This window comes from Variovorax sp. OK212 (genome assembly GCF_900112425.1).
Taxonomy (GTDB): domain Bacteria; phylum Pseudomonadota; class Gammaproteobacteria; order Burkholderiales; family Burkholderiaceae_C; genus Variovorax.
The window spans coordinates 106,595-120,572 of sequence record NZ_FOLP01000003.1 but is presented as its reverse complement, the minus strand read 5'-3'; the positions used below and the strand labels follow the sequence as shown (position 1 = coordinate 120,572).

The 13,978-nt window shown below is 69.9% G+C and carries 13 protein-coding genes; 4 read left to right on the top strand and 9 right to left on the bottom strand.

Going from position 1 to position 13,978, the window contains the following annotated elements; translation table 11 throughout:
* On the top strand, positions 1–1,917 hold the full coding sequence (locus tag BM004_RS10995; protein ID WP_256219857.1) for a sensor histidine kinase: 1,917 nt from the start codon (positions 1–3) through the stop codon (positions 1,915–1,917).
* A 29-nt stretch (positions 1,918–1,946) separates the two neighbouring features.
* Here the strand turns inward: BM004_RS10995 and BM004_RS10990 are convergent, their stop codons facing one another.
* The 5 genes from BM004_RS10990 to BM004_RS10970 all read right to left on the bottom strand — a co-directional run bounded on the left by BM004_RS10990 (position 1,947) and on the right by BM004_RS10970 (position 6,690).
* Positions 1,947–2,252, bottom strand: a complete 306-nt coding sequence (locus BM004_RS10990; protein ID WP_256219856.1) for a hypothetical protein — start codon at positions 2,250–2,252, stop codon at positions 1,947–1,949.
* Between the two features lie 25 nt (positions 2,253–2,277).
* Entirely contained in the window at positions 2,278–3,765 is a 1,488-nt protein-coding gene (locus BM004_RS10985) for a DegQ family serine endoprotease (protein ID WP_093213212.1), read from the bottom strand.
* A 108-nt stretch (positions 3,766–3,873) separates the two neighbouring features.
* Entirely contained in the window at positions 3,874–5,202 is a 1,329-nt protein-coding gene (locus BM004_RS10980) for an ATP-binding protein (protein WP_093213210.1), read from the bottom strand.
* Positions 5,199–5,858, bottom strand: coding sequence for a response regulator (locus BM004_RS10975; protein ID WP_093122612.1), 660 nt, complete (start codon positions 5,856–5,858; stop codon positions 5,199–5,201). The genes BM004_RS10980 and BM004_RS10975 overlap by 4 nt, the downstream gene beginning before the upstream one ends.
* Before the next feature lie 61 nt (positions 5,859–5,919).
* Positions 5,920–6,690: an IclR family transcriptional regulator domain-containing protein gene (locus tag BM004_RS10970; RefSeq protein WP_093122614.1), complete on the bottom strand. Its 771-nt coding sequence runs from the start codon at positions 6,688–6,690 to the stop codon at positions 5,920–5,922.
* 152 nt (positions 6,691–6,842) lie between these two features.
* Here BM004_RS10970 and pobA point away from each other — a divergent pair, with 152 nt between their 5' ends.
* The gene (gene pobA, locus BM004_RS10965) at positions 6,843–8,024 is read left to right on the top strand and encodes a 4-hydroxybenzoate 3-monooxygenase (RefSeq protein WP_093123347.1); all 1,182 of its coding nucleotides are present in this window, start codon (positions 6,843–6,845) and stop codon (positions 8,022–8,024) included.
* A 20-nt stretch (positions 8,025–8,044) separates the two neighbouring features.
* Here the strand turns inward: pobA and BM004_RS10960 are convergent, their stop codons facing one another.
* From BM004_RS10960 to BM004_RS10945, 4 genes are read right to left on the bottom strand one after another with little or no spacing between them, the layout of a single operon-like run.
* Positions 8,045–8,485, bottom strand: a complete 441-nt coding sequence (locus BM004_RS10960) for an SRPBCC family protein (RefSeq protein WP_093213208.1) — start codon at positions 8,483–8,485, stop codon at positions 8,045–8,047.
* A 30-nt stretch (positions 8,486–8,515) separates the two neighbouring features.
* Complete coding sequence (locus BM004_RS10955; RefSeq protein ID WP_093122620.1) at positions 8,516–8,884, bottom strand: VOC family protein; 369 nt, start codon at positions 8,882–8,884, stop codon at positions 8,516–8,518.
* Positions 8,863–9,777: a helix-turn-helix domain-containing protein gene (locus tag BM004_RS10950; RefSeq protein ID WP_093213206.1), complete on the bottom strand. Its 915-nt coding sequence runs from the start codon at positions 9,775–9,777 to the stop codon at positions 8,863–8,865. Before BM004_RS10950 ends, BM004_RS10955 begins: the two co-directional genes overlap by 22 nt.
* Before the next feature lie 37 nt (positions 9,778–9,814).
* Positions 9,815–12,145, bottom strand: a complete 2,331-nt coding sequence (locus BM004_RS10945; RefSeq protein ID WP_093213204.1) for a xanthine dehydrogenase family protein molybdopterin-binding subunit — start codon at positions 12,143–12,145, stop codon at positions 9,815–9,817.
* 225 nt (positions 12,146–12,370) lie between these two features.
* On the opposite strand from BM004_RS10945, the gene aat reads away from it, so the two are divergent.
* Both aat and BM004_RS10935 read left to right on the top strand, forming a co-directional pair.
* Positions 12,371–13,135 (top strand): leucyl/phenylalanyl-tRNA--protein transferase, encoded by a 765-nt coding sequence (gene aat / locus BM004_RS10940; protein ID WP_093213202.1) that lies wholly within the window; start codon positions 12,371–12,373, stop codon positions 13,133–13,135.
* Entirely contained in the window at positions 13,132–13,965 is an 834-nt protein-coding gene (locus BM004_RS10935; protein WP_093213200.1) for an arginyltransferase, read from the top strand. Before aat ends, BM004_RS10935 begins: the two co-directional genes overlap by 4 nt.
* Positions 13,966–13,978 lie beyond the last annotated feature (13 nt).

Below are 13,978 nucleotides of genomic sequence, written 5' to 3'. Positions count from 1 at the left end.
GTGAACGCCAGCGGCGCCCGGCGCCTGCGGTGTCTGCTGTTCGCGGCGCTGTGCGCGTGCCTGTGGTTGTCGCTGCTGATGGCAGGCAGCGCGGCGCAAGCCGCCGAACGCACCGGTGCGAGCAGCGGCGCAAGCAGCAGTGCACGCGCCATCGACATCGCATCGGCCGATGCCACGCTCGAACCCGACGGCCTGCCCGCGCAGCAACGCCGGGTGCAACTGCCGTTCCGCTGGGACCACGAGTTTCCGGGCCGCGGCGGCAGGGCCACGTACCGCATCGCGCTGCCGGCAATGGCCGTGCCGCCCGACGAGCCCGCCGCCCTGCTGATGTCGGGCGTGGGCAACCAGGTGGCCGTGTCGTTCAACGGCGCGCTGGTCGCCAGCTACGGCGTGCAGGGCAACCCGGACCACGACGCGTCCAAGAGCAACCTGCTGATGCCCGTGGCGGCCGCGCTGCACCGCGAGGGGCAGGCGCAGTCATTGGTCGTGCGCACCACCATCCAGCGGCAGCGCGGCGCGGGCCTGGCCAGCGTGCAGTACGGCACCGAGGCGTCGCTCGCGGTGCAGTACCGCTCGCAGCAGAACTGGCGCAACACCTCGGCCATCGTCTACGCGGTGAGCCTGCTGCTCATGGGCGGGCTGGCCGGCGGGCTCTGGCTGCGCCAGCGCGATGCGCTGTACGGCTGCTTCGCGCTGGCCGCGCTGTCGGGCGTGGGTCGCAACCTCGACCGCGTGTGGCCCGACGTGCCGGTGCCCTGGCCGCTGTGGGGCGCGGTGGTGGCGGTCTGCTATGCCTGCCACATCGGGCTCATCGCGCGCTTCGTGCTGCTGGTGCTCGAGCGCAATCCGCCGTGGCTGGTGCGCTCCATTCATGGCGCGCTGGCGCTGTCGGTCACGCTGGCCTGCGCCTCCTTCGCCTTCGCGAAGCCGCTGCTGTGGACCGGCGGGCTGGTCATCCTGCAGCTGACCAGCATCGTCTGCCTGCCCTACGTGGTGCACGGCGCGCTGGTGGCGAAGCGGCGCATCGCGGCGGTGCTGATGGCGGCGGGCACCATGGCCATATTGGCCGGCGCGCACGACCTGTTGCTGGTGCGCATGGGCCTGTTCGGCGGCGCCGAGTACACGCTCACGCCGCATGCGATGTTCTTCTTCGTGATGATCCTGGCGGGCCTGGTGGTCGAGCGCTACAGCCGCACGGTGGACGACTACAGCGCGCTCAATGCCAACCTCGCGGCCCGCGTGGCGGAGCGCGAAGACCAGCTGCGCGCGGCCTTCGAGACCATGCGCCAGCAGCAGCAGACGCAGGCCGTGCTGCTGGAGCGCCAGCGCATCATGCGGGAGATCCACGACGGCGTGGGCTCGCAGCTGGTGGGCCTGCTCAACGTGGTGACGCAGGCCGCGCCCGACCGCGGCGTGGTCGAGGAGCACGTGAAGCTCGCGCTCGACGAGATGCGCATGGCCGTCGATTCGCTGCAGCCCACGCACGACGACCTGCCCACCGTGCTCGCCACGCTGCGCTACCGCCTGCAGCCGCGGCTGGACGCCGCGGGCATCGAGCTGGTGTGGGACGTGGCGGTGATGCCCGCGCTCGCGCCGTTCGCCGCGCAGGCCGCGCTGCAGCTGCAACGCATCCTGCTCGAAGCCTTCACCAATGTGCTGAAGCACGCGCGCGCCACGCGCATCGTGATGCATGCCAGCTGGCACGGCGGCAGCACGCCGCCGCTGGTGCGCATCGTGCTCACCGACAACGGGCGCGGCCTGCCCGCGGCGCCCGACGACGGGCGGCCCGCGGGGCACGGCATCTCGAACATGCGCTCGCGCGCGCAGTCGATCGGCGCGCGGCTGCACATCGAGACGGCGAACGATTCTGCTGGAGGAACGCGTGTGCGGCTGGACTGGCCGTGCGCCCTGCCCTGACGCGGACCGAAAACGGGGCGAAAAACGGATCAGCGCAGCGCGAACGCCAGCGTGACCGCGCCGAGCGCCAGCAGGCCGAGGCCGGCGATGAAGACCATCTCGCCCCAGCTCTCGAGCCGCGCGCCCGAACGGCGCGCCCGCATCGAGATGAAAGACAGCAACGCGCTGGCCAGGAAGACCAGCGCGTCGACCGCCAGCAGGCGATCGATCAGCAATCGCATGTCGTCGCGCGGGCCGAGGTGGCCGATCGACATCACGGTCATGCACACGCCGATCATGGTGGCCGACGTGGGCAGGATGTGCGCCGAGAGGCCGGCGCCGGTCCGCTCGCTCACCGCGTTCGCTCGGCCGGTGTGCGGATCAGCCGATGCGCACCGGCACGAAGATCTTGTCTTCGCCGCGCTGGATCAGCAGCGCCACCGACTTGTTGGCCGCCTTCGCGACCACCTCGCGCACCTGCTCCACGCTTTGCGCCGGCGTGCCGTTGATGGCCAGCAGCACGTCGCCCGCCTGCACGCCCGCCTGCGCCGAGGGGCCGGCGGCATCCTCGATCAGCAGGCCGGTGTCGATCGAGGCTTCGCGCTTTTCCTGCGGCTGCAGCGGGCGCAATGCCAGGCCCAGCTTGCCCTGGCCCACGTCGGCATCGGCCTTCGCGACCTTGGCCGGCTTGTCGCTCGCGTCGCCGAGCTTGGCCTGCAGCTCCTTGCGCTCGCCCTGGCGCCACACCTCGAGCGTGACGTTCTTGCCCGGCGCCTGCTGGCCGATCACCGCGGGCAGGTCGCCCGAGGACACGATGGCCTGGCCGTCGACCTTGCGGATCACGTCGCCGGCCTTCAGGCCCGCCTTGTCGCCGGGGCCGCCCTTCTCGATGTTCGAGACCAGCGCGCCTTCGGGCTTGTCGAGCTTGAACGAATCGGCAAAGGCCTGGTTCACCTCCTGCACCGCCACGCCAAGGCGTCCGTGCGTGGCCTTGCCGGTCGCGACGATCTGGTCCTTCACCTGGATCGCCACGTCGATCGGGATCGCGAACGACAGGCCCTGGTAGCCGCCGCTGCGGCTGTAGATCTGCGAGTTGATGCCCACCACCTCGCCGCGCGTGTTGAGCAGCGGGCCGCCGGAGTTGCCGGGGTTCACCGCCACGTCGGTCTGGATGAAGGGCACGTAGCTGTCGTCGGGCAGCGAGCGGCCCTTGGCGCTCACCACGCCGGCCGTCACGGTGCTCTCGAAGCCGAAGGGCGAGCCGATGGCCAGCACCCATTCGCCGACCTTCAGGTCCTTGGTGTTGCCCAGCGCGAGCACGGGCAGGTTCCTGGCGTCGATCTTCAGCACCGCGATGTCGGTCTTGGCGTCGGCGCCCAGCACCTTGGCGCGGAACTCGCGGCGGTCGGTCAGCTTGACGGTGACTTCCTTCGCGTCCTTCACGACGTGGGCGTTGGTGATGATGATGCCGTTCGCATCGACGATGAAGCCCGAGCCCTGCGCGCGCACCGGCACGTCGCGTTGCTGCTGCTGCTGGCCGCGCGGGTTCATCTGGCCCTGGAAGCGGCGGAAGAACTGGAACATCGGGTCTTCGGGGTCGATGCCCTGGACCTCGGCGGCGGCCTCGTCGTCCGACGCCTTCATGGTGCCGGTCACGCTGATGTTGACCACGGCCGGGCCGTCGCGCGAGGTGATGGTCGAGAAGTCGGGCAGCGTGACCATGGCCGCCGGCGCGGTGGCGGTGGCGTTGGTGGTCGGGGCGCCCACGGCACGGGCGCTGGTGTACGCACCGGCACCGACGGCACCGATCACACCCGCGGTCGCCAGGGCAATCACCAGGGCGCGGGGCGAAGTCAGACGGGAGTTCATTTGTCGGTTCCTTTCAAGGCATATGGACGCAAACACGATGAAAGGAATGTCGCTGCGCTGGCTTAAGCACCGCTTAAACGGCGCGCCATCGCTGAAAGGCTCAAGGACTCAGGCGCGCACCGCAAAGCGCACCAGCACGCGCAGCCCGCCCAGGCTCGGCGACGTGTCGAGCGCCACCGTGGCGCCGTGCAGGTCGGCGATCGACTTCACGATGGCCAGGCCCAGGCCGCTGCCGGGCGCCTGCGTCTCGCCGGAGCGGTAGAAGCGGTCGAGCACGCGCTCGCGCTCCATGGGCGGCAGGCCGGGGCCGCTGTCGTCCACGCTGAGCACGACCGCGTCGCCCTGCTGCGCGATGCCGATGTCGACGCGGCCCTCGACGGGCGTGTACTTCACCGCGTTCTCCAGCAGATTGCGCAGCAGCATGCGCAGCGCCTCGGGCTGGCCGCTGACCACCGCGGCATCGGCATGCGTGATGCCGATGTCGATGCCGCGCGCCTGCGCCGCGGCCACCGCGTCGGACACCGCGAGCCGCGCCACCTCGCACAGGTCGACCGCCTCGGGCTTCGAACCGGCCGCCATGCTGGCCTCGTGGCGCGCCAGCGCCAACATCTGCTCGACCAGCCGTGTCGCGCGGTCGATGCCCGCCACGAGCCGGCTCACGGCCAGCTCGCGCGATGCGTCGTCGGGGGCGCGCTGCAGGCCCTGCACCTGCAGCTTCAATGCCGCCAGCGGCGAGCGCAGCTCGTGCGCCGCGTCGGCCACGAAGTGCTTCTGCGCGTCGAAGGCATGGCGCACGCGGTCGAACAGCAAATTGAGTTCCTGCACCAGCGGGCGCACCTCTTCAGGCAGGTCTTCTTCGCTGACCGGCGACAGGTCGTCGGCCTGGCGCGAGGCCACCTGCTTGCGCACGCGCGCCACCGGCGCCAACGACCGGCTCACCACCCACCACACGACCAGCATCAGCAGCGGCGCCATCAGCGCCACCGGCGCAATGGTGCGCAGCGCCAGCGTGCCGGCCATGTGGCGGCGCGCCGCCATGTCCTGGGCCACCTGGATCACCAGGCCGCGCGTCTGCATCGAGAACACGCGGTAGGTGGTGCCGCGCGCATGCACGTCGGCAAAGCCCAGCACCGCGAGCTGCGGCAGCGCGGCCTCTTCCGCCGACTCGAAGATGCGCACGCCCTCGGCCGTCCACACCTGCACCACGAAGTCGAAGTTCTGCTCGCCACTTCCGATACCGCCCACCGCCGCGCTCGGCGGCAGGCCGGCGCGCAGCGACAGCGCCATCTGCTGCATGTGGTAGTCGAAGATGTCGTCGGCCTCGGCCAGCACCGTGCGGTAGGCCACCAGCGCCTGCGCGCCCGCCGCCAGCACGATGGCCGCCAGCAGGAACCACAGCAGCCGCGCGCGCAGCGACCCGGTCAGCCTGCGCCTCATGCCTTGGGCACCATGTAGCCGACGCCGCGCACGTTGCGGATGAGCTCGGCGCCGAGCTTCTTGCGCAGCCCGTGCACGTACACCTCGACCGCGTTGCTGCTGATCTCGTCCTTCCAGCTGTAGAGCTTTTCCTCGAGCTGGGCGCGCGACAGCACCATGCCGGGCCGCGCCAGCAGCGGCTCCAGCACGGCCCACTCGCGTGCCGACAGCACCACCGGCTGGCCGGCCACCGTGACCTCGCGCGTGGCCGGGTTGATGCTCACGCCCATGTGCTCGTACACCGGTTCCGCGCGCCCCGCCGCGCGGCGCAGCAAGGCGCGGATGCGCGCCAGCAGCTCGTCGAGGTCGTAGGGCTTGAGCACGTAGTCGTCGGCGCCGGCGTCCAGCCCTTCGATGCGCTGCTGCACCGAGTCGCGCGCGGTGGCGATGAGCACGGGCATGCGCTGCTTGCGCGCGCGCAGGTTGCGCAGCACCTCGAGGCCGTCGCGCCGCGGCACGCCCAGGTCGAGCATGACCAGGTCGTATTGCTGGGTGCGCAGGGCCGACTCGGCGGCCTCGCCGTCTTTCACCCAATCGACGGCGTATTGCTCGGCGCGCAGCAGGTCGAGCACGGCCTCGCCGATCATCACGTCGTCTTCCAGAAGCAGGAGTCGCATGGTTGTGTCCGTTTCGGGGATTCGAGGCGTGCGGTGCGGCGAAAGTTCAGATCAGGGCGGGTCAGAGCAGGGAACGCACTTCGCGCGCGGCTTCGAACAGCAGCGGCAGCATGTCGCGCTGCAGCGCCTCCTCCTGGTAGCGCGTGCCCGACAGCACCACGTTGAGCGCGGCCACCGTGTGCCCCTGCATGTCGCGCAGCGGCACCGCCAGCGCCTGCACGCCGAGCTCGTGCTCCTCGCTGGCAAAACAATAGTCGTCCTTGCGCGCGCGGGCAACCTGCTGGCGCAGGCCGCGCGCCAGCGTGACCGTCTGCGGCGTGAGGCGGGCCAGGTGCCGGCCCTTGAGCCACTGCGTGAACTGGGTGGGCGCCATCGCGGCCAGCAGCACGCGGCCCGTGGAGGTGGCATGCGCCGGCAGCCGCGCGCCCAGGTGCAGGCCGTAGGCCAGCACGCGCGTGGGCGTGCCGTAGCTGCCGCTGCGCGCGACGATGACCACCTCTTCGCCGTCGAGCACCACGGCCGAGTACGACTCGCCCGTCTGCGCCGCCAGCCGGTTCAGCGTGGGCTGCAGCGCGCGCGGCAGCCGGGACGACGCCAGGTAGCTGCCCGAGAAGCGCAGCACCTTGGGCGCCATCCAGAAATAGCTGCCGTCGGTTTCCAGGTAGCCCAGGTGCGCCAGCGTCAGCAGGTGGCGCCGCGCGGCCGCCCGCGTGAGGCCGGCACGCTCGGCGGCCAGCGTGGCGTTCAGGCGCTGGCGCTCGGTGTCGAAGCTTTCGAGCACCGCCATTCCCTTGGCGATGCCCTCGATGAAATCGGCTCTGGCGATGGTCATTCGGCGGGGGTCGGGTCGATCAAACGAAGTGTTGCGCGATGATCGCGCACGCGTTCGCATGATCGCACAGAGCCTCCGGTCCCGCCCCCACAGGGGCCCGAGTGCGCCCTACGCTGTGCAAAACCCTCCCGGAGACAACGAACATGACGAACATGCGCACCCAGGTCGCGATCATCGGCGGCGGCCCCGCCGGCCTTCTGCTCGGGCAGCTTCTGCACAAGGCCGGTATCGACAACGTCATCGTCGAACGCCAGAGCGGCGACTACGTGCTGGGGCGCATCCGCGCCGGCGTGCTCGAACAGGTCACGATGGACCTGCTGGCGCGTGCCGGCGTCGACGCCCGCGCCAAGGCCGAAGGCCTGCCGCACGAGGGCATCGAGCTGCTGTTCAAGGGCGCGCGCCACCGCATCGACATGCACGGCCTGACGGGCGGCAAGCAGGTGACGGTGTACGGCCAGACCGAGGTGACGCGCGACCTGATGGAAGCGCGCACGGCCGAAGGGCTCACCACCATCTACAGCGCGGCCAACGTGAGCCTGCACGACTTCGACTCGGCCAAGCCGCGCGTGCGCTACGAGAAGGACGGCCAGACGCACGAGCTCGAATGCGACTTCATCGCCGGCTGCGACGGCTACCACGGCGTGAGCCGCGCGAGCGTGCCGGCCGACGCGATCCAGACCTACGAGAAGGTCTACCCCTTCGGTTGGCTCGGCGTGCTGGCCGACGTGCCGCCGGTGTCGCACGAGCTGATCTACGCCAACACCGAGCGCGGCTTTGCGCTGTGCAGCATGCGCAGCGCCACGCGCAGCCGCTACTACGTGCAGGTGCCGACCGAAGAGCGCGTGGAAAACTGGAGCGACGAAGCCTTCTGGAACGAGCTGCGCGCGCGGCTCGACCCCGAGGCGCGCGAGCGGCTGGTGACCGGGCCGTCGCTGGAGAAGAGCATTGCGCCGCTGCGCAGCTTCGTGGCCGAGCCGATGCGCTTCGGCGCGCTGTTCCTGGCCGGCGACGCGGCGCACATCGTGCCGCCGACCGGCGCCAAGGGGCTGAATCTGGCCACGGCCGACGTGGGTTACCTGTCGCGCGCACTCGAGATCTTCTACGCGGAAAAGTCGGCCTCGGCGCTGGACCGCTATTCCGACCTGTGCCTGCGCCGCGTGTGGAAGGCCGAGCGCTTCTCGTGGTGGTTCACCTCGCTGATGCACCGCTTCCCCGAGACGGGCGCCTTCGGCCAGAAGATCCAGGAAGCCGAGCTCGACTACCTGGTGCACTCGCACGCAGCCTCCACCTCGCTGGCGGAGAACTACGTCGGGTTGCCGCTGGAAGACTTCTAGCCTTCCAGGCAGCTAGGCAGCTAGACGGCGCCTGCCGGTGCCGCCGCGGGGGCCGCTCGCCCCTCGCGCCCCTCGAGCGCGGCCTTCATCGCCACGCCGCCCTGCGCCATCATCGGCTCGATGTAGGCCGCCATGGCGTCGGGCAGCACGTCGGTGATCCAGACGAAGCGCGAGCGGCCCGCGCCCTCTTCGAACACCTGCGCCGTGGCGTGGTGGTGCGCGGCCTTGCCGCCGGTGACGGTGTAGGCCAGGCGGCGATGCGCGTCGTCGAGGCCGACCAGCATCTCGCGCGCGACGAGCCCGTTGGCGAAGGTCAGAACGCGCCCGCCTTCGGCGTCGATGGTGCAGGCGGTCAGGAAGCCCGGCGCGAGCCGGGTGTGCACCGCGTTGAAGTCGCGCAGCGCGTCCCACACGTGGGCCGCATCCGCTTCGACGATGAATTCCTTGTAGATCGTGGCCATGGTGAACCTCGTGTCAAAGCGTGGCGCGCATCAAAGGCAGACCGCCTCGACGTTGTTGCCGTCGGGGTCGATCAGGAAGGCGGCGTAGTAGGTCGGGCTGTAGTCCGGCCGCGGGCCCGCGCCGCCGTTGTCGGTGCCGCCGGCCTTCAGGCCCGCCTGGTGGAACGCGGCCACGGCCTCGTGGTTCGGTGCGCGAAAGGCGACGTGGGTGCCCGGGCCGTTCGCATCTTTTGCATCTTTCGCCGCGTAGAGCCACAGCGCGGGCGCGTCGGCCGGCCCGATGCCGGCGTAGCTGTCGTCGTGGGAGCCCGGCACGTGGCCCAGCGGTGCGAGCGCGGCTTCGTAGAAGCGGCGGCTCGCGCAGAGGTCTTTGACTTTCAGTCCGATGTGGTCGTACATGATGGCTTCCTGCTCGATGGGTGGATCAGGCGGTCATCATCTAAAAGTGCGGCGATCCGGTCTTGGAAAATCTTGCGGTCGCCGCGCGCGGCCTTGCGAAAGCCGCCCGGCGACACGCCCGCGGCGCGGTGGAAGGTGCGCACGAAGTTGCTGAGGTCGGCAAAGCCCACGTCGAGCGCCACGTCGGTGACGGGACGGCCCGCGTCGTCGGCCAGCAGCCGCGCGGCATGCCGAAGGCGCGAGCGCACGAGGTACTGGTGCGGCGTGACGCCCAGCACCTGCGAGAACAAGCGCAGGAAATGAAAGGCGCTCAGCCCGGCCTCGGCGGCGGCGCCTTCCAGGCCGATGTCGCGCTGCGAATGCGCGTCGATCCACATGGCGGCGTCGACCGCGCGGCGGCGGTCGCGCGGCGCGGCATCCGATGGCCTGGCGGCCTTCTTGCCGCCGGAGACGACCTCGACGAAACGGCTCGCGAACCACATGCCCAGTTCGTCGAGCCCGGCATCGCCCTGCCCATCGGCCGCGGCCTGCGCGAGTTCACCGATGACCACAAGCTCGGCCAGGGGCGGCAGGCCGCCGGTGCGCCAGGTCTTGCGGTCGCCGCCGATCAGCTCGACGAAGCCGGGCGACAGGTGGAAGGCCAGGCATTCGTCGCCGCACACATGGTGGTCGTGCGTGCACATGTACTCGTCGCCCGGGTGGCCCACGAGCACCGAGCCTGCAACGAGTTCATAGGCCTGGCCGCGCGTGCGGTAGCCGAAGCTGCCCTTGCGCACGTAGGACACCGAGTAGCCCTCGTGCAGCTCGGTGAAGGGCTGCGCGTCGGGCCCCGCGTCGCAGCGGTAGCTGGCGACGCGGATGGGGTCGGTCTGCAGTTCGGTGGTGACGAGCATGGCTTTCGCCCTTCGAGCGGCACCTTCCGGTGCGGCGTCAGTCGACGGTCTGCATGGCCTGCCACACGCGCGCCGGGCTCAGCGGCATGTGCAGGCGCGGCGCGCGCGTGGCGAGGCCGTTGCGCGCGAAGGCGTCGGCCACCGCGTTGACGATGGCCGGCGTGGCGCCGATGGTGCCGAGCTCGCCCACGCCCTTCACGCCCAGCGGGTTGTTCTTGCAGGGCGTCGATTCGTCCATTTCCATGTTGAACATGGTGTCGACGATGTCGGCGCGCGGCGCGGCGTAGTCCATCAGGCTGCCGGTGACGGGCTGGCCGGTTTCGTTGTCGTACACCACCTGCTCGTACAGCGCCTGCCCGATGCCCTGCACCGCGCCGCCTTCGAGCTGGCCGCGCACGATCATCGGGTTGATCACGCGGCCCACGTCGTTCACCGAGCTGTAGGCCACCACGCTGATCTCGCCCGTGGGCGGATCGATCTCGATCTCGCAGATGTGGCAGCCGTTGGGCCAGGTGGGGCCGGCCACGGTGCTGGTGGAGTCGACGAAGATCTCGCGGTCGGGCTGCTTGCCCGCCAGCGTGAACAGGTCGAGCTCGAGGTCGGTGCCGGCCACGGTGAAGACGCCGCGGCTGTAGGTGATGTCGTCGAGCGCGGCTTCGAACTCCTGCGCCGCGAGTTCGCGGGCCTTGTCGATGGTGCGCTCCGCGCCGACGCGCACGGCCGAGCCGCCGGTGAACAGCGAGCGCGAACCGGCGCTGCCGAAGCCGTCGCCGCGGTCGGTGTCGCCGAGCACCACGCGCACCTTGTCGATCGGCACGCCGAAGGCATCGACCGCCAGTTGCGCCAGCGAGGTGGCAATGCCCTGCCCCATGGCGTTGACGGCAGAGAACACCTCGATCACGCCGTCGGCCTGCACCGAGACCGTGACGCGCTCTTCGAACACGTTGCCGCCGGTCCATTCGAGAAAGGTGGCAATGCCCAGGCCGCGCTGGCGGCCGTTGCGCGCCGACTCGGCCGCGCGGCCGTCGAAGCCCTGCCAGTCGGCCAGCGCCAGGGCCTGGTCCATCACCGACTCGAAGTTGCCGGTGTCGTAGGTCTGCGCCATCGGGTTCTGGTACGGCATCTGGTCGGGGCGGATGAAGTTGCGCCGGCGCAGCACGATGCGGTCGATGCCGGTCTGGCGCGCGGCCTCGTCCATCAGTCGCTCGATGGTGAAGATGGCCTCGGGGCGCCCCGCGCCGCGATAGGCGCCGGTGGGCGCGGTGTTGGTGAGCACCGCCTTGAAATGGAAGTCGATGGTCTGGATGTCGTAGACGCTGGTCTGCACCCAGGGCCCGATCAGCAGCTGGATCGCGACGCCGGTGCCGGTGGCGTAGGCGCCGACGTTGGCGAGCGTCTTGATGCGCAGCGCAAGGATCTTGCCGCTGGCGTCGAGTGCCATCTCGGCGCGGGCTTCGATGTCGCGGCCATGCGCGCTGGAGAGAAACTCTTCGCTGCGGTCGGCCACCCACTTCACGGGCCGGTCGACCTGCAGCGCGGCGAAGGCGACCGCGATGTCTTCGGGGTAGGCGCCGGTCTTCATGCCGAAGCCGCCGCCGACGTCGCCCACCACCACGCGGACCTTGTCCTTGGCCAGGCCGATGGCCGCGCAGACGGAATCACGAACGCCCGAGGGCATCTGCGTGCTCATGCGGATCGTGAGGCGGCCGCTTTCGGCGTCGTTCGCGGCGAGCACGGAGCGCGGCTCGATCGTCAGGGCGACCACGCGCTGGTTGTTCACGTCGAGCGCCACCACATGGCTGGCCTTGGCGAAGGCCGCGGTGGCGGCGTCGCTGCTGCCGTGGCGCATCTCGGCGGCGATGTTGCCGGTGGCCTCCTCGCACAGCTGCGGCGCGCCGTCGGCCGTGGCGCTGGCCAGGTCGACCACCATCGGCAGGTCTTCGTAGTCGACCACGATGGCCTCGGCCGCATCGCGCGCCTGCTGCACGGTGTCGGCCACCACGGCGGCCACCGCCTCGCCCACGAAGCGCGTGCGCTCGTGCGCAATGGCGCGGCGCGGCGGGCTGGCGCTGTCGCTGCCGTCGGCGCGCTTGAAGCCCGCGGCGCCCGGCATGGGCTGCACGCCGGCCTCGACCATCTCGGCGCCGGTGATCACGCGCAGCACGCCGGGCATGGCCGCGGCGGCGCTGGTGTCGATCGACACGATGCGCGCGTGCGGGTAGGAAGAACGAAGGAAAACGAGGTGCGCCTGATGGGGGAGCGTGACGTCGTCGGTGTAGCGTCCGGCGCCCGACAGCAGGCTTTCGTCCTCCAGGCGGCGCACCGCCTGGCCGCTGCCAAAGCGGGTGGGATTGGGTTCAGTGGTCAACGTGGTCCTCTTGTGCTGGTCCCCGCGCAAAGCATGCATGCCTGCCGGATCCGCTGTGGTACTGCGAACGCAAGCTGTGCACTATATGGTCTTCGACGGGTCTTGTGGGTGTGTCGTGCCAACGGTTGCAGTGCCCCGCGGACTGTCGGTTGGACGGACCCGGGACATACGCAATTTTCCCGCAACCGGATTCAGTTTCTCGGGAAGCCGTGTATACCTGCATCCATGCGACAACTGCCTTGGCTCGAACCCGGAGACGCCCTTCCCGACCCCGCATCCGCATGGGGCATGGCCGACCCCGTGCCCGGACTTCTTGCCGCCGGCGGTGCACTCGATGTCGATACTTTGATGCAGGCCTACAGCAACTGCGTCTTTCCGTGGTTCAGCGAGGACCAGCCGATCCTGTGGTGGAGCCCGGACCCGCGCATGGTGCTGCGGGTGGCCGACTTCAAGCTGCACCGCTCGCTGCGCAAGACCTTGATCCGATTTGCGGAAACGCCGGGGTGCGAGGTGCGCATCGACCATGGTTTCGAGGCCGTCATCGAGGCCTGCTCGCGCTCGCCGCGCGTGGGCCAGTCGGGCACCTGGATCGTGCCGGACATGGTGAAGGCCTATACGCATTTGCATCGCGCCGGCTTCGCGCACAGCGTCGAGACCTGGATCGACGGCGAGCTGGCGGGCGGCCTCTACTGCGTGGCGCTGGGCCGGGCGGTGTTCGGCGAGTCGATGTTCACGCGCCGGCCCGACGCCTCGAAGATCGCGCTGGCGGCGCTGGTGTCGCTGTGCCGCCATTCCGGCGTGCAGATGATCGATTGCCAGCAGAACACGGCCCACCTCGCGAGCCTGGGCGCGCACGAAATGGCGCGCAAACGCTTCGTCGCGCACGTGGCTGCCGCGCGACAGCTGGAGGGCCCACGGTGGCGATTCGAGCCCGTATACTGGGCCGAAATCCTTTCCGCGCGACCTCATTCTCCCGATGTGACGACGTGACGCACCTCAAGGACCTTCCGCTTCACACCCTGCAGTTCTACGCGACGGCGCCCTATCCTTGCAGTTACCTGCCGGATCGCCAGGCCCGCTCGCAGGTGGCCACGCCCAGCCACCTGATCCACAACGACGCCTATTCCGACCTGGTGCTCAGCGGCTTCCGGCGCAGCGGCATGTTCACCTACCGGCCCTACTGCGACGGCTGCCGCGCCTGCATTCCGCTGCGGGTGCTGGCCAACAGCTTCCACCCCAACCGCAGCCAGCGGCGCGCACTCAAGCAGCATGCCGACCTGCAGGCGCGCGTGCTCAAGCTGTGCTTCATGCCCGAGCACTACCAGCTCTATCTGCGCTACCAGAACGGCCGCCACGCGGGCGGCGGCATGGACCACGACAGCATCGACCAGTACACGCAGTTCCTGCTGCAAAGCCGTGTGAATTCGCGGCTGGTCGAGTTCCGCGAAACGCTGCCCGACGGCAGCGCGGGCGCGCTGAAGATGGTGTCGATCCTCGACGTGCTGAACGACGGCATCTCGGCGGTCTATACCTTCTACGAGCCGGACACCCGCGCCGCGCCGGGCAGCGCCAGGCAAGCGAATGGCCCCCAGGGGGGGCAGCAAGAACACGAAGTGTCCAGCGCGGGGACGACGTCCAACGGGTACGGCACCTACAGCGTGCTTTGGCAGATCGAGCAGGCGCGCAAGCTGGGCCTGCCGCACGTCTACCTCGGCTACTGGATCGAGCACAGCCCGAAGATGAACTACAAGGCCCGCTTCTCCCCGCACGAAGTGCTGGTGGATGGACATTGGCAGGCATCAGCTGATTTCACAAGGTAAAATGGCGCCCGGT